Raw genomic sequence first — 18,640 nt, 5'->3', positions numbered from 1 at the left:
CAATCACAGTTTGGAAAGTCTCTTGATCATTCAGGCAATGAATGAAACGGCCTTCATGCCTACAAGGATAGGCTTGGCAAAGGCAGCCGCAAATACTATATTGAAGGCTTTGACAACTTTCGAATTGGGCAGCAATTTTTGCAGTTCTTCTGCGGCACGCGTACCAGAGACGGTCGCAAAACTGTCATAGGATTCGTTTAACGGGTTAGCAATGCTTATGACCATCTTCTGATTGGCAACTTCCCGGATTTTCTCCGTAATTTCCTGTTGAGATCCATAAGGAACGGCCAGGATAATGATGTCGGCCTCCCAGGATGCCTCTGTCGGACATCCGTAAATTTCGATATCAGCCTCAGGACTCGCGTTTCTAATCTCCTCATATAAAGCTTCCAGTTTATCTGGATGATTACCTAGCAGCAGTAAACGATAGTTGCCTTTTGACAGGCTTTTGGAAATGAAGGTGCCCACATTCCCGGTGGCACCTATGATCGCAATGGTCTGTTTCGTGTTCATTTTGTTTCACTTTTGATACACAAAATTACCCCAATGGGCCTACTCGGGACGATGACTCTGATCAAGAAATTCCATTGATTTTGGTCAAGATAAGCCGTCAGGGGAAAGCAAAGGGAAGCTATTGACTTTTACCGATCCTGCTGCGGATCCTACTCAATGTTTCGGGGGAAAGTCCCATGTGAGAGGCAATCATATGTTGGGGGACACGCTGGACAATGTCAGGGTATTGGTCAATAAAAGATTTATATCGATCATCCAGAGACATACTGATAATGCTCAGCGTTCTTTTCTGGAGTGCAATGTAGGCCTCGGTCATTAATATCCTGAAAAATGTTGCGTACTTGGGCACCGAAATCAGCATCTGGTCATGTGCAGACTTACTGATCAAAACTAGCTCGCAGTCTTCGAGGGCATCTATATTCTGCGTTGAGATCTGCTCAGTCAGGAAACTGGATAGATCGCCGATCGCCCATCCTTCCAGCGCAAATGAAAAAATGTGCTCTTGTCCATTAGAATCCACAATGTAACTGCGCATAGCTCCCTTTTCTATAAATGCTACAGTCTTGCAGATATCTCCTTCCTGTAGCAGGTATTGACGCTTCCGCAGTTTTTTCGGCGTCAGAAATTGTTTCATGGCATATTCTTCTGATTCGCTCAGTTGTACCTTCTCGTTGAATTTGCTGAAAAACACCTCATACATAAGCTACCAGATTCGCATAAACAATTAGTTAATATGTAAGGATATAATCTTTACAAAGCTAAATTCTCCTCATTAATGCACCAACAATATCAATAATTATCAAAATCTGAATATGCCAGATTGAAAGAATGACGCAAAAACCATAATTTTAAGTAACTACAAAAAAGAATCTACATTGAGCAATCAACAAACGATAGCCGGAAGTACAAATGCGTTTCCCTGGCTGATCATGATTTTGATGTCGTCTGTAACATTTGTCGGGATTCTTTCTGAGTTAATGCCATCCGGTGTGATGCCGCAAATAAATTCCGATTTAAATATCAGTGAGCTACAAGGAGGTAATCTGGTAGGCTACTACGCAATTGCGTCCGCTATCTTTGCCATCCCACTTGTTGCGGTAACCCTGAAATTTAACCGCAAAATCTTGATATTGATTTTGCTCGCCGGATTTGCTGCTTCCAATATCATGGTCGGCATTTTAGCCAATTATACTATCATCATTATCCTAAGGATCATAGGCGGTATTTGTGCCGGCGTGATGTGGCCCATGATAGCGGCCTACGGGATGCGCCTAGTCAACCATGAGCATCATGGAAAAGCGATTGCCGTGATTATGGCTGGAAATACCTTGGGTATTAGTGCAGGAATGCCGTCTATAACATTTATTGGCAACCGATACGGGTGGCGGGCAGCATTTATCGCACTTGGGATAATTATTATCGCCATTGCTGTGACATGTGCTGTTGCATTACCATTTACACCCGGCGAGAAACTTACCAGAAGTTCATCGCCTTTTTCCCTGTTCAAAATTCCGTCGGTATTGACAGTCCTACTGCTCACCCTTCTTGGCGTAATGGCCCACTATGGTGTATATGTATATATTACCAGGCTTGTTGATGAAATTGAATTGCTAGGTGGAATAGAAAGTGCCTTACTACTTTTTGGATCAGGGTCTTTGATTTCAGTATTGCTGGCCATAAAATACATCGACAAACATTTGAGGCTGCTTACCACAGCGATGTTTGCACTCGTAATTTTTTCTATGCTTGTTCTATTGCTATTTGGTAGAAAGACATTAGTAGCTCATGTTGCATTCTTTTTATGGGGACTTTCCTTTGGTCCATTAGTGACCTTACTGCAGGCAGCCGTAAGCAGGCAGGTAGAAAGTGGAAAAGACGTTGCCACTTCGGTTCAATCTTCTGCGTTTAATTTATCTATTATGATCGCAACTTCCGCAGCAGGTGTATTGCTCGGAAGTTATTCTCCCATGAGCTTGACATATTTTGCAATCGTTTTAGCAATTCCAGGTATGATCATTTCCATTTTTGCAAAAAAGGCACTAGATTAATTTTCGAATGGACTAGGTTTGGTATCTAAACCAGGCACTGTCGTCACCAAAATAATTCTCATGGCCTCTATTGACAGAGTGATTATCACGACAGTTAAAGTTGTGTTATTAAACCAGGATTTGGCATTATTGCTATTACAAGTTGGGATTTGTCAGTAATTGTATATGTATTCAAGGAAATACGATTGTAAAGATATACATCATCAGATTGACCAAAAGCACAATAGCATATAAGCTGTTCGTTTGTCCCTTATTAAGCGATAGCATTACCGTGAAAATTGAAAGAACTAGCAGGACCATGGATTTCATGGTCAGACCGAGGATAAGTGGTAAATCCATTATTGTACAAACAATGACCACAGTAGGAATACTTAGCCCTATACTTGCTAAGGCTGAGCCTAATGCGAGATTGATGCTTGTCTGATATTGGCCACGTCTTGCCGCACGGATAGCAGCTATGCCTTCTGGTAGTAAAATAACAGCTGCAATAGCCACACCCACCAGTGCCGTGGGTAAGCCGGCTGCAACAATTCCGCTTTCAATTACAGGAGAAAGGTTTTTGGCCAGGAAAATAACTACGCCTAAACATATCATTAAAAAAGCTAGGCTTATCAGGGCTTCGCTTCTAGAAACATCTTTTTCCTGGCCTGAGACTTCTGTTAGAAAATACTTACGGTGCCTGACGGTTTGCGTAAATATAAAAGACCCGTAAATGACCAGGCAGCAAACGCCAATGGCGATTAGCTGAGGCGTGCTGTAGGAAGGTCCGGCAATACTGGTGGTAAAATTAGGCAACACCAGCGTAAGTACTAAAATAGACACTAGGCTGACTAATGCAATTGTAACGCTTTTCGTTTCAAAACTCTGTTCCTTAAATTTCAATGCACCAAAAAACATACTAATACCCAGAATGCCATTTAATATAAGCATAACGGCAGCAAATAGGGTGTCCCGTGCATAAGTATCAGCACCGGCTCCTCCTGTCAACATGAGTGATACGATAATCGAAGCTTCCAAAAGCGTTACCGCTACTGCAAGGATAATTGTTCCATAAGGTTCGCCCACTTTGTGTGCGACTACCTCAGCATGGTGCACGGCTGAAAATACACCTGCAATCAAAGCAACTACGGCTAACGAGTTGACCAGAAAGCCTGAACCAATAGGCAGCACAAGGTAAAAAATCCAGGCAATAACAGGTGCAATGTAACTCCACTGAAATATTTTTTTCATACGAAAAGGTTAAAAAATAAATTGTGCTGAATAGTCTTTCAACTCGAAAACGAAAGTCACTTATCTGATATGGTATACGAGTAAAGGCAGATGCGTTTCTACAACCAACCTTTTAGTCATACTTGGATTCGTCAAATACTGCTGCAAAAAGTGTCTTTCACGATTCGAAACAATCAATAAATCAGCGCCTTGATGATAACAAAATTTATTTATTCCTTCAATAAAACTTACATCCTCAACAATGACCACGTCCATGTCTGCCATATCCAGCTCCTGAATGGTTCTGAGTATGCGCGCTTGATTTGCATGGCTCTCAGGTTCGTGGAATGAATTGATTTTAACCAGGCTTAGTTTGGCACCAAGCTGCTTTGTCAGCACTTTTATCTGATGTAAGATATCTGTTTCCTGTTGATCAAATTGCGTCGCATAAATAATATTCTTAAACCCACTCAGCGTTGCCTGGGGCGGAACAACCAACACAGGACAAGACGCCTCCAATGCAACGCCGGTTGACGAACTGCCGATCAGTTTATCTACGAATGTCCCCTGCCCTGTCCGGCCGACAACTATCAAATCGGCATTAATATTAGTTGCCTGCCGCAATATCGCAGTTTGAATTGCATTAGACTCCCAAATACCCTTTACCTGATAACCTTCTGACTGAGCGCCAGCTACATACTCGTCGAGTTGTTGCTTATATGAGTTCTCCAATTCGTTGAACATCACAAGCGTACCTTCGGTCATCGGCATTGCAATGCCGGTGTTTTCAGACTGGGAGGTATGCATAATGGCTAATTCCGCGCCAGTTTTTTTTGCAATTGTTTTGGCAGCTTGCAGGGCCTTTTGTGAATTTTCAGAGAAATCAATAGGGATAAGTATTTTTTTCATAAGAGTATTGTAATGTTTATTTGCACGAGCCAATTTAGCAGAAGCTTGTGCCTTTTATATTTTTTAAAAAACTAGGGTAGAAGCCGATCTTCACCTTGCTGGTAATGTGCATGGGTTTTTACAGGCGCACTTTTAGATTTGTTCATGCGCATCTGGAATACATCCACCAGCAGGGAAAATGCCATAGAGAAGTAAATATAGCCCTTCGGAATTTCCAGCCCAAAGCCCTCACGTTATCAATGCCTAAAACCGCCTCCAAGCGACCAGCGACAAAAGTGAAACGATGACTTCGAATTCCATGAGTATTTGTTGCTTAGAATTTCAATATGAGACTAGTATGCTGTTAACTGACTGTTATATACGGATTTGATTTTGCCATGCCAAAACATTTTTTCATTTATATTTTCTTTCCGATACTATTTTTTGTAAATTTACAACTGTAAAAATAAAAAACAAGAAAAATGACTTATCTCAGTGCTCAGCCGCAGTTCACTACATCATGGGATGAAATCTGCTACCCTGTACATCCGGTGTGGCTGGCAGACTTATTGCCGGACTATGAAATCATGGCCACTGATAAGCAGCAACTTATCGTAGGGCAGCCTTTTCGCGGGACTAAGACGATTTTTGGCATTCAAAGCGCTGACTATGCCATCATACCGAACGTATTAATTAGAGAAGTTGTCGATAAGCTCTTTTCAGACTATAAACTGGAAATAAAATATACTTCTACGGGTGAATTTAGCATTAATATAATTTTTCCTGAGCAGCTTTCCATTGGCGGTGAGCAGTTGCAGCGGAGCATGATTTTGACGAATAGTTATAATGGAAAAACCCCATTTAGCGTACAAGGCAAAACATTGACGGCCATGCTTGATGGTTCAGGGATTCCGGGCACGAGCATGTACCGGGCAGTTTGCCAGAATGGGCTAATGGGATGGGCGGACTCCTTTTCCGAACTCCCAAAATATCGATCGTGGTTGAAGGAACGTGGGCAGGGAAAAGAAAAAAAACAGGGACCCAACAGCAGTGCCATCGCAAAAAAAGATGCAACCAACCGAAAAATCCACCACAGCAGGCAAACACCTGAACTCTTTCAGGAGCAGCTGTATGAATTGCTGGCTGGCCAGGATTACAAAAGCCCTACCCTGACGACCACTGTATATGAGCATTTTCAACAAAAATCCTTTGGCAGAGCGGATGAAAAACTGCTAAAAACAATGCCGATTCCCGTTCAACTGGCCAAGCAAGCTTATGAGCGGCTCAAACTAGAGCAGCGGCTTTTTGACCAGGATTCATCTTACTGGCTGATGTACAATGCCGTTAATCACGCCCTTTTCAATGCGCGAAGCAGTCTTACATTAAATGACCGCTACAAGCTTGATGAAAAAGTTTTCCATCAGCTCGCAGCCAGCTCCTTAATATAACACGGGCCGTCACGCCCCGGTTGCCGTAGGCCGTTGTAGGGTAAGAACCTGGCAGCGGCTACGGCGTAGACCTATATATCCATATGAAAAATAAAAAAACACAGTCATACTTAGCGAAGACGATTTTCGCATGTTAAAACAGTTTGGAAAAAACATCCCAAGCAACCCGAACGAAATGACGCTATCCTACGAGTTAAACTGTGCCATCGTCGTCGAAAATGATGAGCTGCCAGAAGACAGCGTCCGCCTGAATTCGCAGGTGCGTGTTAAGGAACCGGCTTCTAATTTAATAGACTAACTGAAATGATCATGGAAAACGAAAAAATCAGACCGGATAAGGAAATGTTAACGGCAATGTTCTACGCATTTACGATCATGCTTATGTATATCACCATTTGCATATTGATGACAACCATCAAATAAAAAAACACATACAATGGAATTTTTCAACCAAATCCTAGATGTCTTTTTCCACCTGGACACACATTTGGGACACATCATTGAGCAGTATGGCGCATGGACTTATGCCGTGCTTTTTCTGATCATTTTTATTGAAACGGGGGTTGTATTTATGCCATTTCTCCCTGGCGATTCATTACTGTTTGCAGCAGGAATGATGGCTGCAAAATACCCCGATTCGCTTAACATCTGGCTTATTGTTGCATTGCTTTTACTGGCTGCCATACTTGGCGATAGTTGCAACTACCTGATCGGACGCCGTTTTGGAACTAAGATCCAGCATATCCGCCTTTTTGGAAAGAGAATGATCAAGCCTGAACATCTTGCTCATACCCAAGGTTTTTATGAAAAATACGGAGCGTCCACAATTGTAATAGCGCGGTTTGTGCCGATAGTCAGGACTTTGGCACCATTTGTAGGTGGTGTTGCGGCAATGAATTACAGGGTCTTTTTTAAATTCAATATCGTCGGGGCAATTCTATGGGTTGTGAGCCTTGCTTTTGCCGGCTACTTTCTGGGTAGTATTCCCCTAGTCAGGGACAATTTTGAAAAAGTAGTGCTGGGAATCGTTGCGTTATCCGTATTGCCGATATTTTGGCAGTTAGTTAAAGCTAAATTCCGGTCCAGCCGGCCGGAGGTTATAGTTTAATTTTAGCTTCTGGGAATTACCCCTGGCAATCCTAGTATTATTTCCGAGTCAGCGAAAGTTAGTCGCCTGCTGCCCGGTCGACTGCCAGATCACAGGCAGAAACAACCGACGTAACCAGCAACAAACGTTTTCAAAAAAGCTTTATAAACAAGCAGACGAAATTATGCATATATCTTATTCAAAAATTGGCGCTGCTTCGGTAGCGATGGTACTCGCAGAAATGGAAGATATCTTCCAAAAGAAAGGGGTTCATGACAAAAAGGGTACGCCTGCTACCAGGCAGCAAGCTGATTTTGATGTATATGCCAATTTTCTGGCTGAAAATGCAATTGTGCTTGGTGGTACAGGTGGTATACACGATCAGCAGACTTGTGTCAATACGCCAGTCAAAATCAACCAGTCGGCAAAAAAACGGTTTTTGTCTATCCTAAGCCGTGTAACCAAGGCACATGAAGGCGTTTCACGTCAGGAGCGCATTTTTGTTCATTGGTTTTGGTCACAAATCCAAAACAGCCTTCTACACCGGCCATAATTTTACCTTTCCCTAAGTATACCCCATTAAACGTGGACAATCACCAAGACCTGGTGGTGTGTCCAGGTTATGTTGAAAGCACTAATTAACATATAAGAAATGCACGGTAAAACTCCCATCATACTTGGAAAGAGCGATTTCCGTATCCTAAAACGGTATATGGCAGATTTGTCTGAAAATGAGTCGCTGAGCTCTCAGTTGTTGTCATGCGAGCTTCGGTCAGCGATAGTGGTGGAAGATGATCTCTTACCCGAAAACTGTGTGCGGTTAAACTCTACTATTAAAATCAGGGAGTGGCCAAGTAATAGCGTACGGGAATTCAGCATTGTTCATCCGGAATGCGTGGACCCGAAGAAAAAAATGATTTCGTTTTTAGATCCTTGGGGCGCTGCATTCTTAGGCCTCTCAAAAACAGAAAAAGTTGAAAGGGAAATCAACGGTAATTCCAAGTGCTTCGAGATTATAGATGTTAGGCCTTTGGAGACGCATGTCAAATAAATTGATGACTTGACAAATTACACTTTGGTGATCTAAGCGGTGAACATAAATAAATTAAAGTGTTCAATACCGAATTTTGGGGGCGGTAAGTTACTGGAGCTTTCAGTCAATTTACTAATCATCAACCTAAATTGGAAACGACAATCCTTATATCGTGAAAGTAAGAATTTGCTCAGGAGAAGAAAAGGGAACTTAGTATCCCATATCACTACTCTTTCGGAACTGTTCTTTCAATTATATTTTGTCCGGTATCGAAATCCTTACCATAAAAAAGGGCATAATCGAGCTTCACTTTGATACCAGATGTACCCTCCTTGATTTTAAGAAAAATCCTATCTAAAAACATCTTCCTATTGTTGACCGTCACATAAACCTTGGGCATTCCAGATTTGACCAAATTGAGGTAGAAGGTCACTTTCTTGGAAGCTGCCAGTTGCATCTCGTAAACATTAGCTGACAAACGCTTGGATTTTATTCCAAACGCAAACTTTCTTTGAATAAGGGTGAGCGGTGTCCGTTTTCCATTTTCGGTGTAGGCAATCTTATAGACATTTACAGGCTTGTCTGCTTGGATGTTGCCATCTTGAATAAATGCATCATAGACGAAAGTGTTATGGTTTTTGCTATGCTGAATATAGAACAACCGGTTTTTATTAAATGGCGGTACAGGATAGCCTTCCTGTGCGTAACCTGGTAGAACATAGGTTGTCAGAAACAAGATTACAAGATATTCCACAACTTTATTCGTTGGATGGGATTTCATATTCAAGAATTTAAATTCAATCCGTATGAATGCGCTTTTGACATTCACAAGATACGGACGATTGGTAGAAAATGTGGTGGGAAGGTGAAAGTAACTGTACCAGACTATCAAGCATAGAGAATGGAATCCCAGGCTGAAGGTCCCTTGGTCGTCTTCAAAATCACCTACATTTTCCATCCGGAAATCTAGGGCTACAGGTATCTGTCAGAAAGAGGGTGCAACAAGCACCCTTTCTTTACAAACGTTTTAGCCTGGCAAAAACACCGAAGGAAGTTTGTCATATTTTTTGATTACCTGAATATGATTTACCTATTTCTCAACATTGCCATTCTGGACACAAAAGACAAAAGTTAGTATATTAGGGTTTTTGCCTGGGATGCACATCAAGGAATAGTTGCATTTCTCAAAGGACAGATCTTTGCCCGGAATAACGGACAAGACGAATGCAGCGATATCGGGTGAACACACCTTGTTATTTGAATGAAGATCAGTCAAAACCAGAGGTAATCCAAACCGTTTTTCTTTGCATATCAAGAGAAATATCCAAGATAATTTTAATTAATAAAGTTGAGCTCATGAAATTACCTATACTCCTGCTACTAATTATTCTTCAATCTTCGGCAAAACAAGTCTTCGCTCAAAAACAAATTGCCATCACCATTGACGACTTGCCAACTGTTAGCAGGATCATGAATACCGATGCCTTGAGAGCGGAATTGACAGATCAGCTGTTAAGTCATTTGAAACAATACCAAGTCCAGGCAACGGGGTATGTCATCGGGGAGAAACTTGTCAAAGACGGAAAAGTTATTCCTGCCCAATACGGTTTGCTAAGGAAATGGCTCAAAGCTGGCCATTCACTCGGTAACCATACTTTTGGACATTTAGGCATCAACGATATTTCGGCAGGCGCCTATGAAGCGGATGTGCTCGGTGCCGATACACTGCTTCGACGTTTTCTCCATAGAGAAGGCGCTGAACTCAAATATTTCCGGCACCCTTATCTCCATAGAGGAAATACGGCTGCGAAACGAGATTCTCTGGAAATGATACTCGCCAAACACAAATACATTCAGGCACCGGTAACGGTCGATAATGACGAATATCTTTTTGCTGCTGCCTTTGACAAGGCGATTGGCAGCAGAAACGAGCCTCTCGCCGATTCGATATCAAAGACATATGTCAACTATATGATGGATTATGTCCATTACTACGAATCACAGGCCGACTCACTGTTCGACCGGCCGATTCCGCACATTCTGCTAATACACGCCAACCTGCTCAATAGCAAAGCCCTTGGCTTGTTTCTTTCCAGACTAAAAGAGGATGGCTATCAATTTGTCACGCTTCAAAAAGCGCTGGAAGATCCTTGTTACCTCACGGAGGATCAATATATCGGAAAGAAAGGTATCTCCTGGATCCACCGCTGGGCAATTACCAAAGGTAAGAAAGGGGCATTTTTCAAAGGCGAGCCGGAAGTTCCGAAATTCATCTCCGATCTGACGCAATAGGAATTTGTAGACACAAGCTCGCTGGTAGAATGCCTCCATAATAAATCCTTGATTTGCTCAGTCAGTCTGATCATTATGGCAATCAGCAAGGATTTATCTCGTTCCTCAACCCAGTAGCTTTTCACCCTGAAACTACTATGCGAGGTGTCTGCGCGATGTGGCGTAGAAAGATCTTGAATACCTATTGTTGTTGCGACCTTGTTGGACCTGGCAGTTGCTATAAGCGTATCCATATTTCAGGTACATAGTGGGAAACTCGTCAAAAATCAAGCTGCTTCTTAATTTGTTTGGTTGGTTCACTAGCTTAACCAATCGGGTAAAATACAGGGAAAGGACGGCCCCGTAAATCTGTATTTTCTGCGGATTATTACCCATACAGACGATTTTTGGCGCATTGGGATGATTGATATCCACAGTAAAATCATTCCCTGATAATACGTAATACAGCTGGGGCGAAGCAAGACGAGCGAGCGCAATTTTTGTAGAACCGATCTGGCCTTCGAGCTGTTGCATTGCTTCGTTTTGGTATGCGGTAATGAAGGGATTTATCAGCACTTCAATCTTACTATCCGCGCGTAGAATCGTAAAAAAGCGGTCATAATCTAATTGCATTAGCTCTATGACGTGCGGCAACGAACAGAACTCACCATCCCTATACCGGCACAAAAACCAGATAACCGCTGTCATAAAGTTGATAGACGATTCAACAAAAAAATCGCCTTGCCGTTTGATCCATTCCCTGTTTAGTCCCATCAAAATAGTGCGTGCAGACTCCACTGCATCGGTAATGTCAAGCATACTCTCAGGATTCAATGGATTGCATCTATGGCTACGCGATAGGTCATCAAAATTGATTGTGTAAAAAGCTGGCTCGATTGAATAATTGGCCTTATTCCTTAGCCAGGCATTGTACGCAAGCAAAGTCAGATCACTATATTCGAAGTCATACACGAACATCGAAAAACCCTTTTCAATGTGCTGAGCAATCACATGCCGAAAGACAAAAAATGTCTTTCCAGATCCCGGAGATCCGCTCACCAATACTCCTCGAAAAGGATTAATGATGTTGATCCAGCTCAGGCGCGTTTTAAATGAGTGCTACAATCTCTTGGTTTTAATGAACGAAGAGAATAGCCCGGCGGCAAAAATCTTATCCAAAATCCGGTCTGAAATTAAAGATGTCAGGTGCCAATTTTGGAATGCCTGATAACAGAAATAGTAAAAATGTAATGCGAGGACCAGTATGCTGATCAAGCGGGTCATATCATTATTTTGCGAAGGCTTACGTCGTTTTCACCGGTGTTCGATGCCATAATAAACAGGTTTAAAGTGATTGAGAGAACCCTTTTTTCTTTTTACGTTTGTTTCCACGAAGGTCTGCTGGTGTAAAACCATCTTGTTTGACAGGGTCAAATAGTGAATCCTCACCATTGGCAAGTCTTGCCTCATTACTCTGCTCAGGAATTGCGAGCAAATAGCTTTTTGATGTGGCTGACTGTCCATGACCTGTTATTGGATGCTCTTGTTTCTGTGTATTAGATAGCCTGTTAGCCATGGCGGTATCGATAGTCACACAGCGTTCCTGGATGGCTTTTGCACTATAATTTTTACCGAGAGAACTTCCGTTAAAAACTGCTTTCGAGCGGTGATCGACATAAGTAATTCCATAGATCAGTCCGGTATCATTCTTCCAGAGAACGGTGTCGATTCCATCTCGTTCAAGAATATTAATGAGGCGATCAAGTGTCACATTCGTCTTTCCATACAATGTGAAATCAATTGCGTTTTTGACTCTTAGCTTGTCTGTTTGCCGAAGTTGATCGTTGATTTCAAACCGGTTTTGGAGGTAATTTAATGTCGGTTTTTGGTGAAAGTCGCTAGCCTTAATTGGCACACCGACCCGTTCGCCTTTTGCGTTTAACAACCGGTAGTGAAGCCCGCCTTTCTTGAAAGTTCTGGACTCTTCATTTCCGCGATCTGCCGCGACATTGTAGCGATTCAAGACGGCGTTTAGCTCAGGAATGGAAGTGAATTTGTACTTGTCGATAACCCCTGCAAGAATATTCGATATTGCTCGTTTGGTCTCAACCTTACCATAGTTTGCACTAACCATCGCGGGCTTTAAATGTTCGGATTGCTGGTGTTTTTTACTAGATGCCTTCACCAGATGAAACTCTTGTTCGATTTCCTTCCTCGCCCTTTCCGATTGGTTTCGTCCGATATTCTGCGTTTCAATCCGGCTTCCATCATGCGCTACTTTTACGCTCACAATGTGGATGTGCGGATGCCCGGCATCGTGATGTTGATACACCAGGAATGGCTGATCACCAAAGCCAATCTTCTCCATATAAGCCTGCGAAATTTCTTTCAAAAGCGCCTTGGAATGTTGCTCGGAAGGGTCAAAATTTAATGAGATGTGAACGCTGTTTCGGACAACATTCGTGTTCAAGGCAGCCAGTTTCAGGAGCATATTTAACCGCTCTTGCTCATTCAGATTTGCCACATCATCCGGGTAATTTCCCGCCATGATGCACTCGGCTACACCCTCCTTCAACTTGTTTTCGTTGTAGTAAAAAGTGCTTCGAATAGAAGCCCCTGTCTTTATGATCGCAACCATATCTTAGAAGCTTTACTGATGTAAATATTGATCTCTTTAACCAGCTCGAGAAACTGATTTTTGTCATTTTCGTTGGCATCCAACCAACTGCGAAAGTCGGCGATTTGGGACAAGGCATGTAGCCGTTTGACGGCTTGATTTAGGTTATTACCGGCAGCTGTTAGCTCGCGTCTGAGACGGGTCAACTCAACCATCGTTTCATCAAATGACTGGTCTCGATGGTTAATCACAACGGGCTCAGAAAGCAGGATCTTTCTTGCATACTCACTCGTCTTTCGGCATGTTGTCCTTTGTACTCTACGAAGAAGCAGCTGAAACTCCTCAGGCGTTAAGCGGACATGCAGCCACTTGGTTCGGTTGTGTTTGTCTTCATTCATCACATTATCATTTTCACATTTCGACATTCATTTTTCGGTCAATCCCGCTAACGACTCCGGAGTGCCCGGCGGGCCAGATCCTTAGGTTGTGATACAACCTGACATCTGGCCGATTGCGGGTAAGAGGCAATCCACCTAGACTTTTTGTAGTTGGGAGTCGTCAAATTTGGCTCCTCTGATAATTCAACTCTTTTGGCTCGATGATGTACTTGCCAACCACTCATTGAAATCCTTATAGCCAGTATACATTCCACTGGCATCATTGTATTTTTCACTGATGTCCTTTACTGTCGAAGTGCTCCTAACACCTGCAGTATCCCGATCAAAATATAGGTCGATGTTATAATGGCTTTCCAGAAAAGGTCGTGCGCGATCGAAGAGAGATGGAGTTCAGGATGACGTAATTCTCGGGTTGCTCAGTCATCTTTCTCATCAAGGTTTTGTAGGACAGAAAATCGAACATGCCCTCAAACATCGAGACTGTCAGAGCACCGACATTGATTGTAGTAATATCCTTCGGACTGCTTGCCAACTTCGAGTAAGAATTCCGTAGCTCATAACCACCAGAATTATTGAGCAAGCCAATTTCAAAATACCTTCGGTCTCCCATCTGGTAGTTAACCTGTCGGCAGTATTGCCTGGCGATATCAGGTGAAACAGATCTTGAAACTATGTAGTCCAAAAGTGTTTTACTTGTGAGCTGCCCGGTATACAAAACTTGTATGGGGCAATTCGCGGCAGCCTTCTCTGTTGAAGGTAAAAGAATCTTGGGCCTGTGAAAGGACCAGTAATCGGAGAAAGTCTTGATTACTTCCCCAACTGAGCACTGGTAAAAAATCGTGGCGAAGTCAATTAAATTCCCTCCAAGACTGATTCCGCGATCATACCAACGATTAAGTCTCCGATTGACTTTAAACGATGCAGTCCGTTCATCCCGCAAGGGGGACAAATACCAGTGATCTGCACTATGCACTTTGACTGGCTCAAATCCTAATTCTGACAGATAACCAATAAGGTCTATTTCCCTAATTTCTGCCAACGTTAACAGCCCGCGGCTTCCCCTCTCTCTTTCGCTCATTTTGCTTTCTGTTTTTGTTCGTGGAGCGAAATTAAAGAACACAAATGTCAGCTACCTATCCTGGGTAAATTCTCCTTAGGATCGTTTCAGGGGCAATTATTATTTTTGTACTGTACTAAAAACAAGAAAATGATGAACGCAAAAGAGCTGACAAGTGTGTATGATACCATCATGAGTATCTCCGGAATGAATGATCAAATCAAGATCGATTTGAAGATTAGCAGGCGGAATGTTTTGCTTCTGACCCAGGCAATTAAAAGAGCCTTAAGTTTTCCCGGTGTTGAGGGTAATCCTGACTTGATTGAAATCGCCTCAAACGAGACAAAGGAAGAACTATTAGCATTGTCGGCCGATTGCTTGCAGAAATCCGGTCTGGTAGAGTTGAACAAGCGCCTCGCAAAGTTGTAAGAAATATTTGGGTTGTAATGGCTACTCAGTCAGTAGATAACATCTCGAACCAAAAATTATATCTGCATAATCTTTCGTACCCCCTTGAATTTAAAAAGCCATTTGGATAAAATAGGCGGACTGCTTCGCTGAGCTCACGCTATTTCCTGAGAGGATGTGTGAGTATCGATTACGCTATTTAAGGGCATTATGTTATGTGGTTTTATCTCGGTTAACAATTTTGAGAATAAAAATCAGGAAGGCCGCTATTGAAAAACCTAGTAGAACATATTTAAACGAGCCACTGATGAACATGGCGACAGCGAAAGTGACCCACGCTAGTGATAAAATTACACGATTATTTTTCATATGCGGTTTTTTGAGTAGAAGTCGAAGATCATTAAATCTACTTAAAGCACCTTGGTTTTGGTTGTTATTATGTCAGGTAATCAATGCTGCAGCAACCTTAAAACAAAACGAGTTATGGTTACGCATTTATCCTGGACAGGCTACTTTCTGGCGTTAGTGCCCCAGTGGCGATCTACTATGTAATCATTGGCATCCGGTATACCGCCAGGATATCAAGACCATACTTAATTCGCAATCTCGTTTCTAGAACCGGCAGGAAAGGAACCGCAAATTATAACGCAGCCAACGAATAGTTGACCTAGATAGGCTAGTATTATGTTTCTTGACTATAGCAAACTCTCAAATTCCAGCCAAATTCCTTGATGATTCCGGTTGTATTTACTGTGACATTGCCGTCAAGGTATGCCACAGTAAGATTTGTGATTTCACAAAAGACTCTCATCCGAAAACGAACAAAACCCTTCCGCCGTAACGATCAAATGATCCAACACTCGGATATTCAGTAATTCTCCAGCCTTTCTCATATTCTCAGTAATATACTTATCAGCATGACTCGGCACAAGCTGTCCGGAAGGGTGATTGTGGGCCAGGATAATCCCTGTTGCATTGGCTTTCAAAGCAGCTGCAAAAACGATCCTTACATCAGCACTTGCACCTGAAATCCCACCTTTGGAAACTTCAAAAATACCTAGCACTCGGCTGGCATTATTTAATAGCAGTATCTTGAACTCTTCAATAAATTCTAGCCTGTCAGGATTCCAGGTTTGCATCAGCACCTTATATGCATCTCTGGACGATTCTATTTTAGGACGCTGGCTTGCTTGCACATTGGTTTTGTAGATCAGCTCAATCTCTGCTACCTGATACAAGTTTGAAACATTCGCGAAGCTTTCCATAATTACCTTGATTTTGAAGTGATTGAATGAATTATGGCGCTTCATTCTAGCACTGGGCAAGCAAGTAGTGGAAGCAACGGAATAAAGGAAAGCATGTGGGTGAGCCATGCGTTTATGCCGGAATTTCCACTACGCTCCGCGGCCCTGTGCCTAACTTTGGGGCATCATTGATACATGAAACTCTTTCGGGCATTTAGACGGTCTTCAAAAATTTGGCAAGTCTTGTGGCAATTTCCTTTTTCTATTCAATTGATAATCATTGGGGTACTGTAGTCGCGGCGTGGGTACAAGAAAAAGTTGTACTTGAAGAGCCTTGGTTTTGAGTGTTGTTTTGTCAGGTAATCAATGCAGCAGCAACCTTAAAACAACACGAGTTATGGCAACGCATTTATCCTGGACAGGCTACTTTCTGGCAGTGGGTGCCGCAGTGGCGATCTACTATGTGATCATCGGTATCCGGTATTACAGGCAGGATATCCGGGCACTACTCGATTCAAAATCCCGGTTCTCGGAACGGCCGGAAAAGCCCCCACCGGTTAGCCCACCGCAGGCAAGTCAGCCGGAAGAAACCACTGAGCCTGTTGAAGTGAAAAAGCAACCCTGGCAAAATGAAGCCTTGTTTGCCAAGGTCGAAGAGCTCAGCTCGCAGCTCAGGAATAGCATCAAAGAAGCATACCAAAAAGGGTACGAAAAGCGGGACTTTGTTTTTCTAAACCAGATGTCAATCAAAGATTTTTCTGCCGTCAAAGGCACGCCGTTCCGTGAGGCGATCAACAATGTGATCACTTCGGAATCTGCAAAATATGGCTTCATCAACCTCAGTGCTGTGGAGCTAGAGGAGTTATGGAAGGAGGTTTAATGATGAGCCCGCTCTCCTGCGCTCCCGGGCCTTCGGGCTTGGGAGCCGCAAGGAGACAAACAGAGTAAACAAGTTTAAAACAATAATCAACGAGGCGTATGAAATGTGGGAAAACAGCCCTATCAAGCAGGGCAAAACAAGTATGGGCAGCAGCGCTGCTCTCAGTAATGGCAACCATTGCCAAAGCGCAAGACGGCGCGGCGGGCATCTCCGAAGCCGACAGCCAGGCGCAGAGCTACTTCGAGCCAGGCACGCAGCTGATGTATGCCATTGGCGCGGTGCTGGGGCTGGTAGGCGCAGTGAAGGTTTTCCAGAAATGGAATGCCGGGGACAATGATACCGGAAAGGTCGCGGCGGCGTGGTTTGGAAGCTGTATTTTTCTGGTGGTTGCTACCGTGCTGCAATCTTTCTTTGGCCTATAATTCAGTGGCTCGGGTACATCTGTCAGCAACTGGCATTCAAGAAAAACAAGACGACCAAAATTTCTCCGCCTAAACTTAGTGGCTGACAATTAATTTTTGGAAGATAAATATTGAGGTAATAACTAAGGAAGTTTTGCAAGTCTTATGGCGGGAGCTGCTCGAAGACTTAAAGCGGTTTCTTGCCAGCTCGAATAAGGCTCCGAAGAAATCGCTTCGAAGCGCTAATGCAAAAGGAGGATGCTGAACATCTCATCCGGTACGCATCAGAATCTGAGAATAAACGGAAGGTTAAAACATAGCAATATAGGAGGATCATTTTATTATGCATTCCAGGAAATCCAATCACTGGTGCTAGCTGATACAAAACGAATAAAGTGATGGAAAGATCAATAACAAAAATCTTTAACCGGATCCTTATTGACCGAAGAGTAAGGATCTGGCATGTGGGGACTTACCTTGCCTTGGTGCTGCTTTGGGATAAAAACAGGCAATCAAGTCCCTTTCAGGTAACTAGGCGGATGATCATGCAGATGTCCCGAGCAAAAAGCCCGTCGACATATCATAAACACTTGAAAGAGCTCGAAATATTCGGCTACATAAAATACTTGCCATCATACCATCCTAAGCAGGGAAGTAAAGTCTGGCTGGTTGAATCAAAAGCTAATTGAAGCTTCGCTTCCACGGCGGCCAGCTTTGGTGATAAAAAAAGGAAGACAAGCTCCCCCACTAATTGAGGCTATTAGCCGCTGACGGAACACGAACATCCTCGACAATATTTATATATTGCGTTGAAAACACATTTACTCTCCTTCCCTCCAAATCCCACATCACTTCCTTAGTAAGTGCCATGGCAATCTCTATTAGCTTTTGAGCTGCGAATCAGCAATCGGCCTTGTTGCATTAATCGATAGTAGGTCCAATTAACACCCCAGCAAATAGTTTAGCGTTTTCAACCTGGTAATCTAATCCGGCGTTGGTGATTGCCCTCGGCTACTATGGTACTGATCGACCACCTGTGCAAGCCCTTGTTTGGCTTTTTCCTTAACAGAAATGACTGTACTTGTCTTTTTTTAAGATAATTGATGTTGTGAGCCAGAGATACTACATGTGAGAAGGT

General features: G+C 43.0%; 22 protein-coding genes. 11 read left to right on the top strand and 11 right to left on the bottom strand.

The genetic code is table 11. The features are described 5' to 3' along the window. Window positions 1–30: 30 nt before the first annotated feature. Window positions 31–513, bottom strand: a complete 483-nt coding sequence (locus L0660_RS15520; protein WP_235160248.1) for an NADPH-dependent F420 reductase — start codon at window positions 511–513, stop codon at window positions 31–33. Between the two features lie 118 nt (window positions 514–631). Beyond that, window positions 632–1,213: a Crp/Fnr family transcriptional regulator gene (locus L0660_RS15515; protein ID WP_234612783.1), complete on the bottom strand. Its 582-nt coding sequence runs from the start codon at window positions 1,211–1,213 to the stop codon at window positions 632–634. Between the two features lie 175 nt (window positions 1,214–1,388). On the opposite strand from L0660_RS15515, the gene L0660_RS15510 reads away from it, so the two are divergent. Next, entirely contained in the window at window positions 1,389–2,561 is a 1,173-nt protein-coding gene (locus L0660_RS15510) for an MFS transporter (protein WP_234612782.1), read from the top strand. A gap of 171 nt (window positions 2,562–2,732) precedes the next feature. Here L0660_RS15510 and L0660_RS15505 read toward each other — a convergent pair whose 3' ends face one another. Both L0660_RS15505 and L0660_RS15500 read right to left on the bottom strand, forming a co-directional pair. Beyond that, window positions 2,733–3,791: a calcium:proton antiporter gene (locus L0660_RS15505; protein ID WP_234612781.1), complete on the bottom strand. Its 1,059-nt coding sequence runs from the start codon at window positions 3,789–3,791 to the stop codon at window positions 2,733–2,735. A gap of 60 nt (window positions 3,792–3,851) precedes the next feature. Beyond that, on the bottom strand, window positions 3,852–4,679 hold the full coding sequence (locus tag L0660_RS15500) for a universal stress protein (RefSeq protein ID WP_234612780.1): 828 nt from the start codon (window positions 4,677–4,679) through the stop codon (window positions 3,852–3,854). 461 nt (window positions 4,680–5,140) lie between these two features. On the opposite strand from L0660_RS15500, the gene L0660_RS15495 reads away from it, so the two are divergent. From L0660_RS15495 to L0660_RS26380, 5 genes are all read left to right on the top strand, one after another. Continuing rightward, window positions 5,141–6,106 (top strand): hypothetical protein, encoded by a 966-nt coding sequence (locus L0660_RS15495; protein WP_234612779.1) that lies wholly within the window; start codon window positions 5,141–5,143, stop codon window positions 6,104–6,106. A gap of 130 nt (window positions 6,107–6,236) precedes the next feature. Beyond that, on the top strand, window positions 6,237–6,404 hold the full coding sequence (locus L0660_RS15490) for a hypothetical protein (protein WP_234612778.1): 168 nt from the start codon (window positions 6,237–6,239) through the stop codon (window positions 6,402–6,404). A 138-nt stretch (window positions 6,405–6,542) separates the two neighbouring features. Further along, window positions 6,543–7,214 (top strand): VTT domain-containing protein, encoded by a 672-nt coding sequence (locus tag L0660_RS15485; RefSeq protein WP_234612777.1) that lies wholly within the window; start codon window positions 6,543–6,545, stop codon window positions 7,212–7,214. A 163-nt stretch (window positions 7,215–7,377) separates the two neighbouring features. Next, entirely contained in the window at window positions 7,378–7,746 is a 369-nt protein-coding gene (locus L0660_RS15480) for a hypothetical protein (RefSeq protein WP_234612776.1), read from the top strand. 99 nt (window positions 7,747–7,845) lie between these two features. Continuing rightward, complete coding sequence (locus L0660_RS26380) at window positions 7,846–8,244, top strand: GreA/GreB family elongation factor (protein ID WP_235136270.1); 399 nt, start codon at window positions 7,846–7,848, stop codon at window positions 8,242–8,244. 208 nt (window positions 8,245–8,452) lie between these two features. Here L0660_RS26380 and L0660_RS15475 read toward each other — a convergent pair whose 3' ends face one another. Then, window positions 8,453–9,007: a DUF4833 domain-containing protein gene (locus L0660_RS15475; RefSeq protein ID WP_234612775.1), complete on the bottom strand. Its 555-nt coding sequence runs from the start codon at window positions 9,005–9,007 to the stop codon at window positions 8,453–8,455. Window positions 9,008–9,582: 575 nt separating this feature from the next. Between L0660_RS15475 and L0660_RS15470 the strand changes: the two genes are divergently transcribed. Beyond that, window positions 9,583–10,518 carry a polysaccharide deacetylase family protein gene (locus L0660_RS15470; RefSeq protein WP_234612774.1) on the top strand — a complete coding sequence of 312 codons (936 nt, stop codon included), beginning with the start codon at window positions 9,583–9,585 and terminating at the stop codon, window positions 10,516–10,518. Between the two features lie 135 nt (window positions 10,519–10,653). On the opposite strand, the gene L0660_RS15465 is transcribed toward L0660_RS15470, so the two are convergent. The 5 genes from L0660_RS15465 to L0660_RS15445 all read right to left on the bottom strand — a co-directional run bounded on the left by L0660_RS15465 (window position 10,654) and on the right by L0660_RS15445 (window position 14,590). Next, complete coding sequence (locus L0660_RS15465) at window positions 10,654–11,316, bottom strand: hypothetical protein (protein WP_235160247.1); 663 nt, start codon at window positions 11,314–11,316, stop codon at window positions 10,654–10,656. A gap of 300 nt (window positions 11,317–11,616) precedes the next feature. Continuing rightward, window positions 11,617–11,781 (bottom strand): YWFCY domain-containing protein, encoded by a 165-nt coding sequence (locus L0660_RS15460; RefSeq protein ID WP_234612771.1) that lies wholly within the window; start codon window positions 11,779–11,781, stop codon window positions 11,617–11,619. 61 nt (window positions 11,782–11,842) lie between these two features. Beyond that, window positions 11,843–13,135: a relaxase/mobilization nuclease domain-containing protein gene (locus L0660_RS15455; protein WP_234612769.1), complete on the bottom strand. Its 1,293-nt coding sequence runs from the start codon at window positions 13,133–13,135 to the stop codon at window positions 11,843–11,845. Then, window positions 13,120–13,512 carry a plasmid mobilization protein gene (locus L0660_RS15450; protein ID WP_234612767.1) on the bottom strand — a complete coding sequence of 131 codons (393 nt, stop codon included), beginning with the start codon at window positions 13,510–13,512 and terminating at the stop codon, window positions 13,120–13,122. Before L0660_RS15450 ends, L0660_RS15455 begins: the two co-directional genes overlap by 16 nt. A 340-nt stretch (window positions 13,513–13,852) precedes the next feature. Further along, window positions 13,853–14,590, bottom strand: a complete 738-nt coding sequence (locus L0660_RS15445; protein ID WP_235160246.1) for a DNA primase — start codon at window positions 14,588–14,590, stop codon at window positions 13,853–13,855. Window positions 14,591–14,719: 129 nt separating this feature from the next. Here L0660_RS15445 and L0660_RS15440 point away from each other — a divergent pair, with 129 nt between their 5' ends. Further along, window positions 14,720–14,998, top strand: coding sequence for a hypothetical protein (locus L0660_RS15440; protein WP_234612763.1), 279 nt, complete (start codon window positions 14,720–14,722; stop codon window positions 14,996–14,998). Between the two features lie 773 nt (window positions 14,999–15,771). Here the strand turns inward: L0660_RS15440 and L0660_RS15435 are convergent. After that, on the bottom strand, window positions 15,772–16,242 hold the full coding sequence (locus L0660_RS15435) for a RadC family protein (protein ID WP_234612761.1): 471 nt from the start codon (window positions 16,240–16,242) through the stop codon (window positions 15,772–15,774). Between the two features lie 376 nt (window positions 16,243–16,618). Between L0660_RS15435 and L0660_RS15430 the strand changes: the two genes are divergently transcribed. The 3 genes from L0660_RS15430 to L0660_RS15420 all read left to right on the top strand — a co-directional run bounded on the left by L0660_RS15430 (window position 16,619) and on the right by L0660_RS15420 (window position 18,191). Continuing rightward, complete coding sequence (locus L0660_RS15430; RefSeq protein ID WP_234612760.1) at window positions 16,619–17,101, top strand: hypothetical protein; 483 nt, start codon at window positions 16,619–16,621, stop codon at window positions 17,099–17,101. Between the two features lie 98 nt (window positions 17,102–17,199). Further along, window positions 17,200–17,523 carry a DUF4134 domain-containing protein gene (locus L0660_RS15425; RefSeq protein ID WP_255703564.1) on the top strand — a complete coding sequence of 108 codons (324 nt, stop codon included), beginning with the start codon at window positions 17,200–17,202 and terminating at the stop codon, window positions 17,521–17,523. Window positions 17,524–17,900: 377 nt separating this feature from the next. Continuing rightward, window positions 17,901–18,191: a hypothetical protein gene (locus L0660_RS15420; protein WP_234612759.1), complete on the top strand. Its 291-nt coding sequence runs from the start codon at window positions 17,901–17,903 to the stop codon at window positions 18,189–18,191. Window positions 18,192–18,640: the final 449 nt, after the last annotated feature.

Origin of the sequence: Dyadobacter sp. CY351 (assembly GCF_021502625.1) — a bacterium.
Taxonomy (GTDB): Bacteria; Bacteroidota; Bacteroidia; order Cytophagales; family Spirosomataceae; genus Dyadobacter; species Dyadobacter chenhuakuii.
The sequence above is the reverse complement of the archived record's forward strand: the minus strand, read 5'-3'. Positions and strand labels throughout refer to the sequence as shown.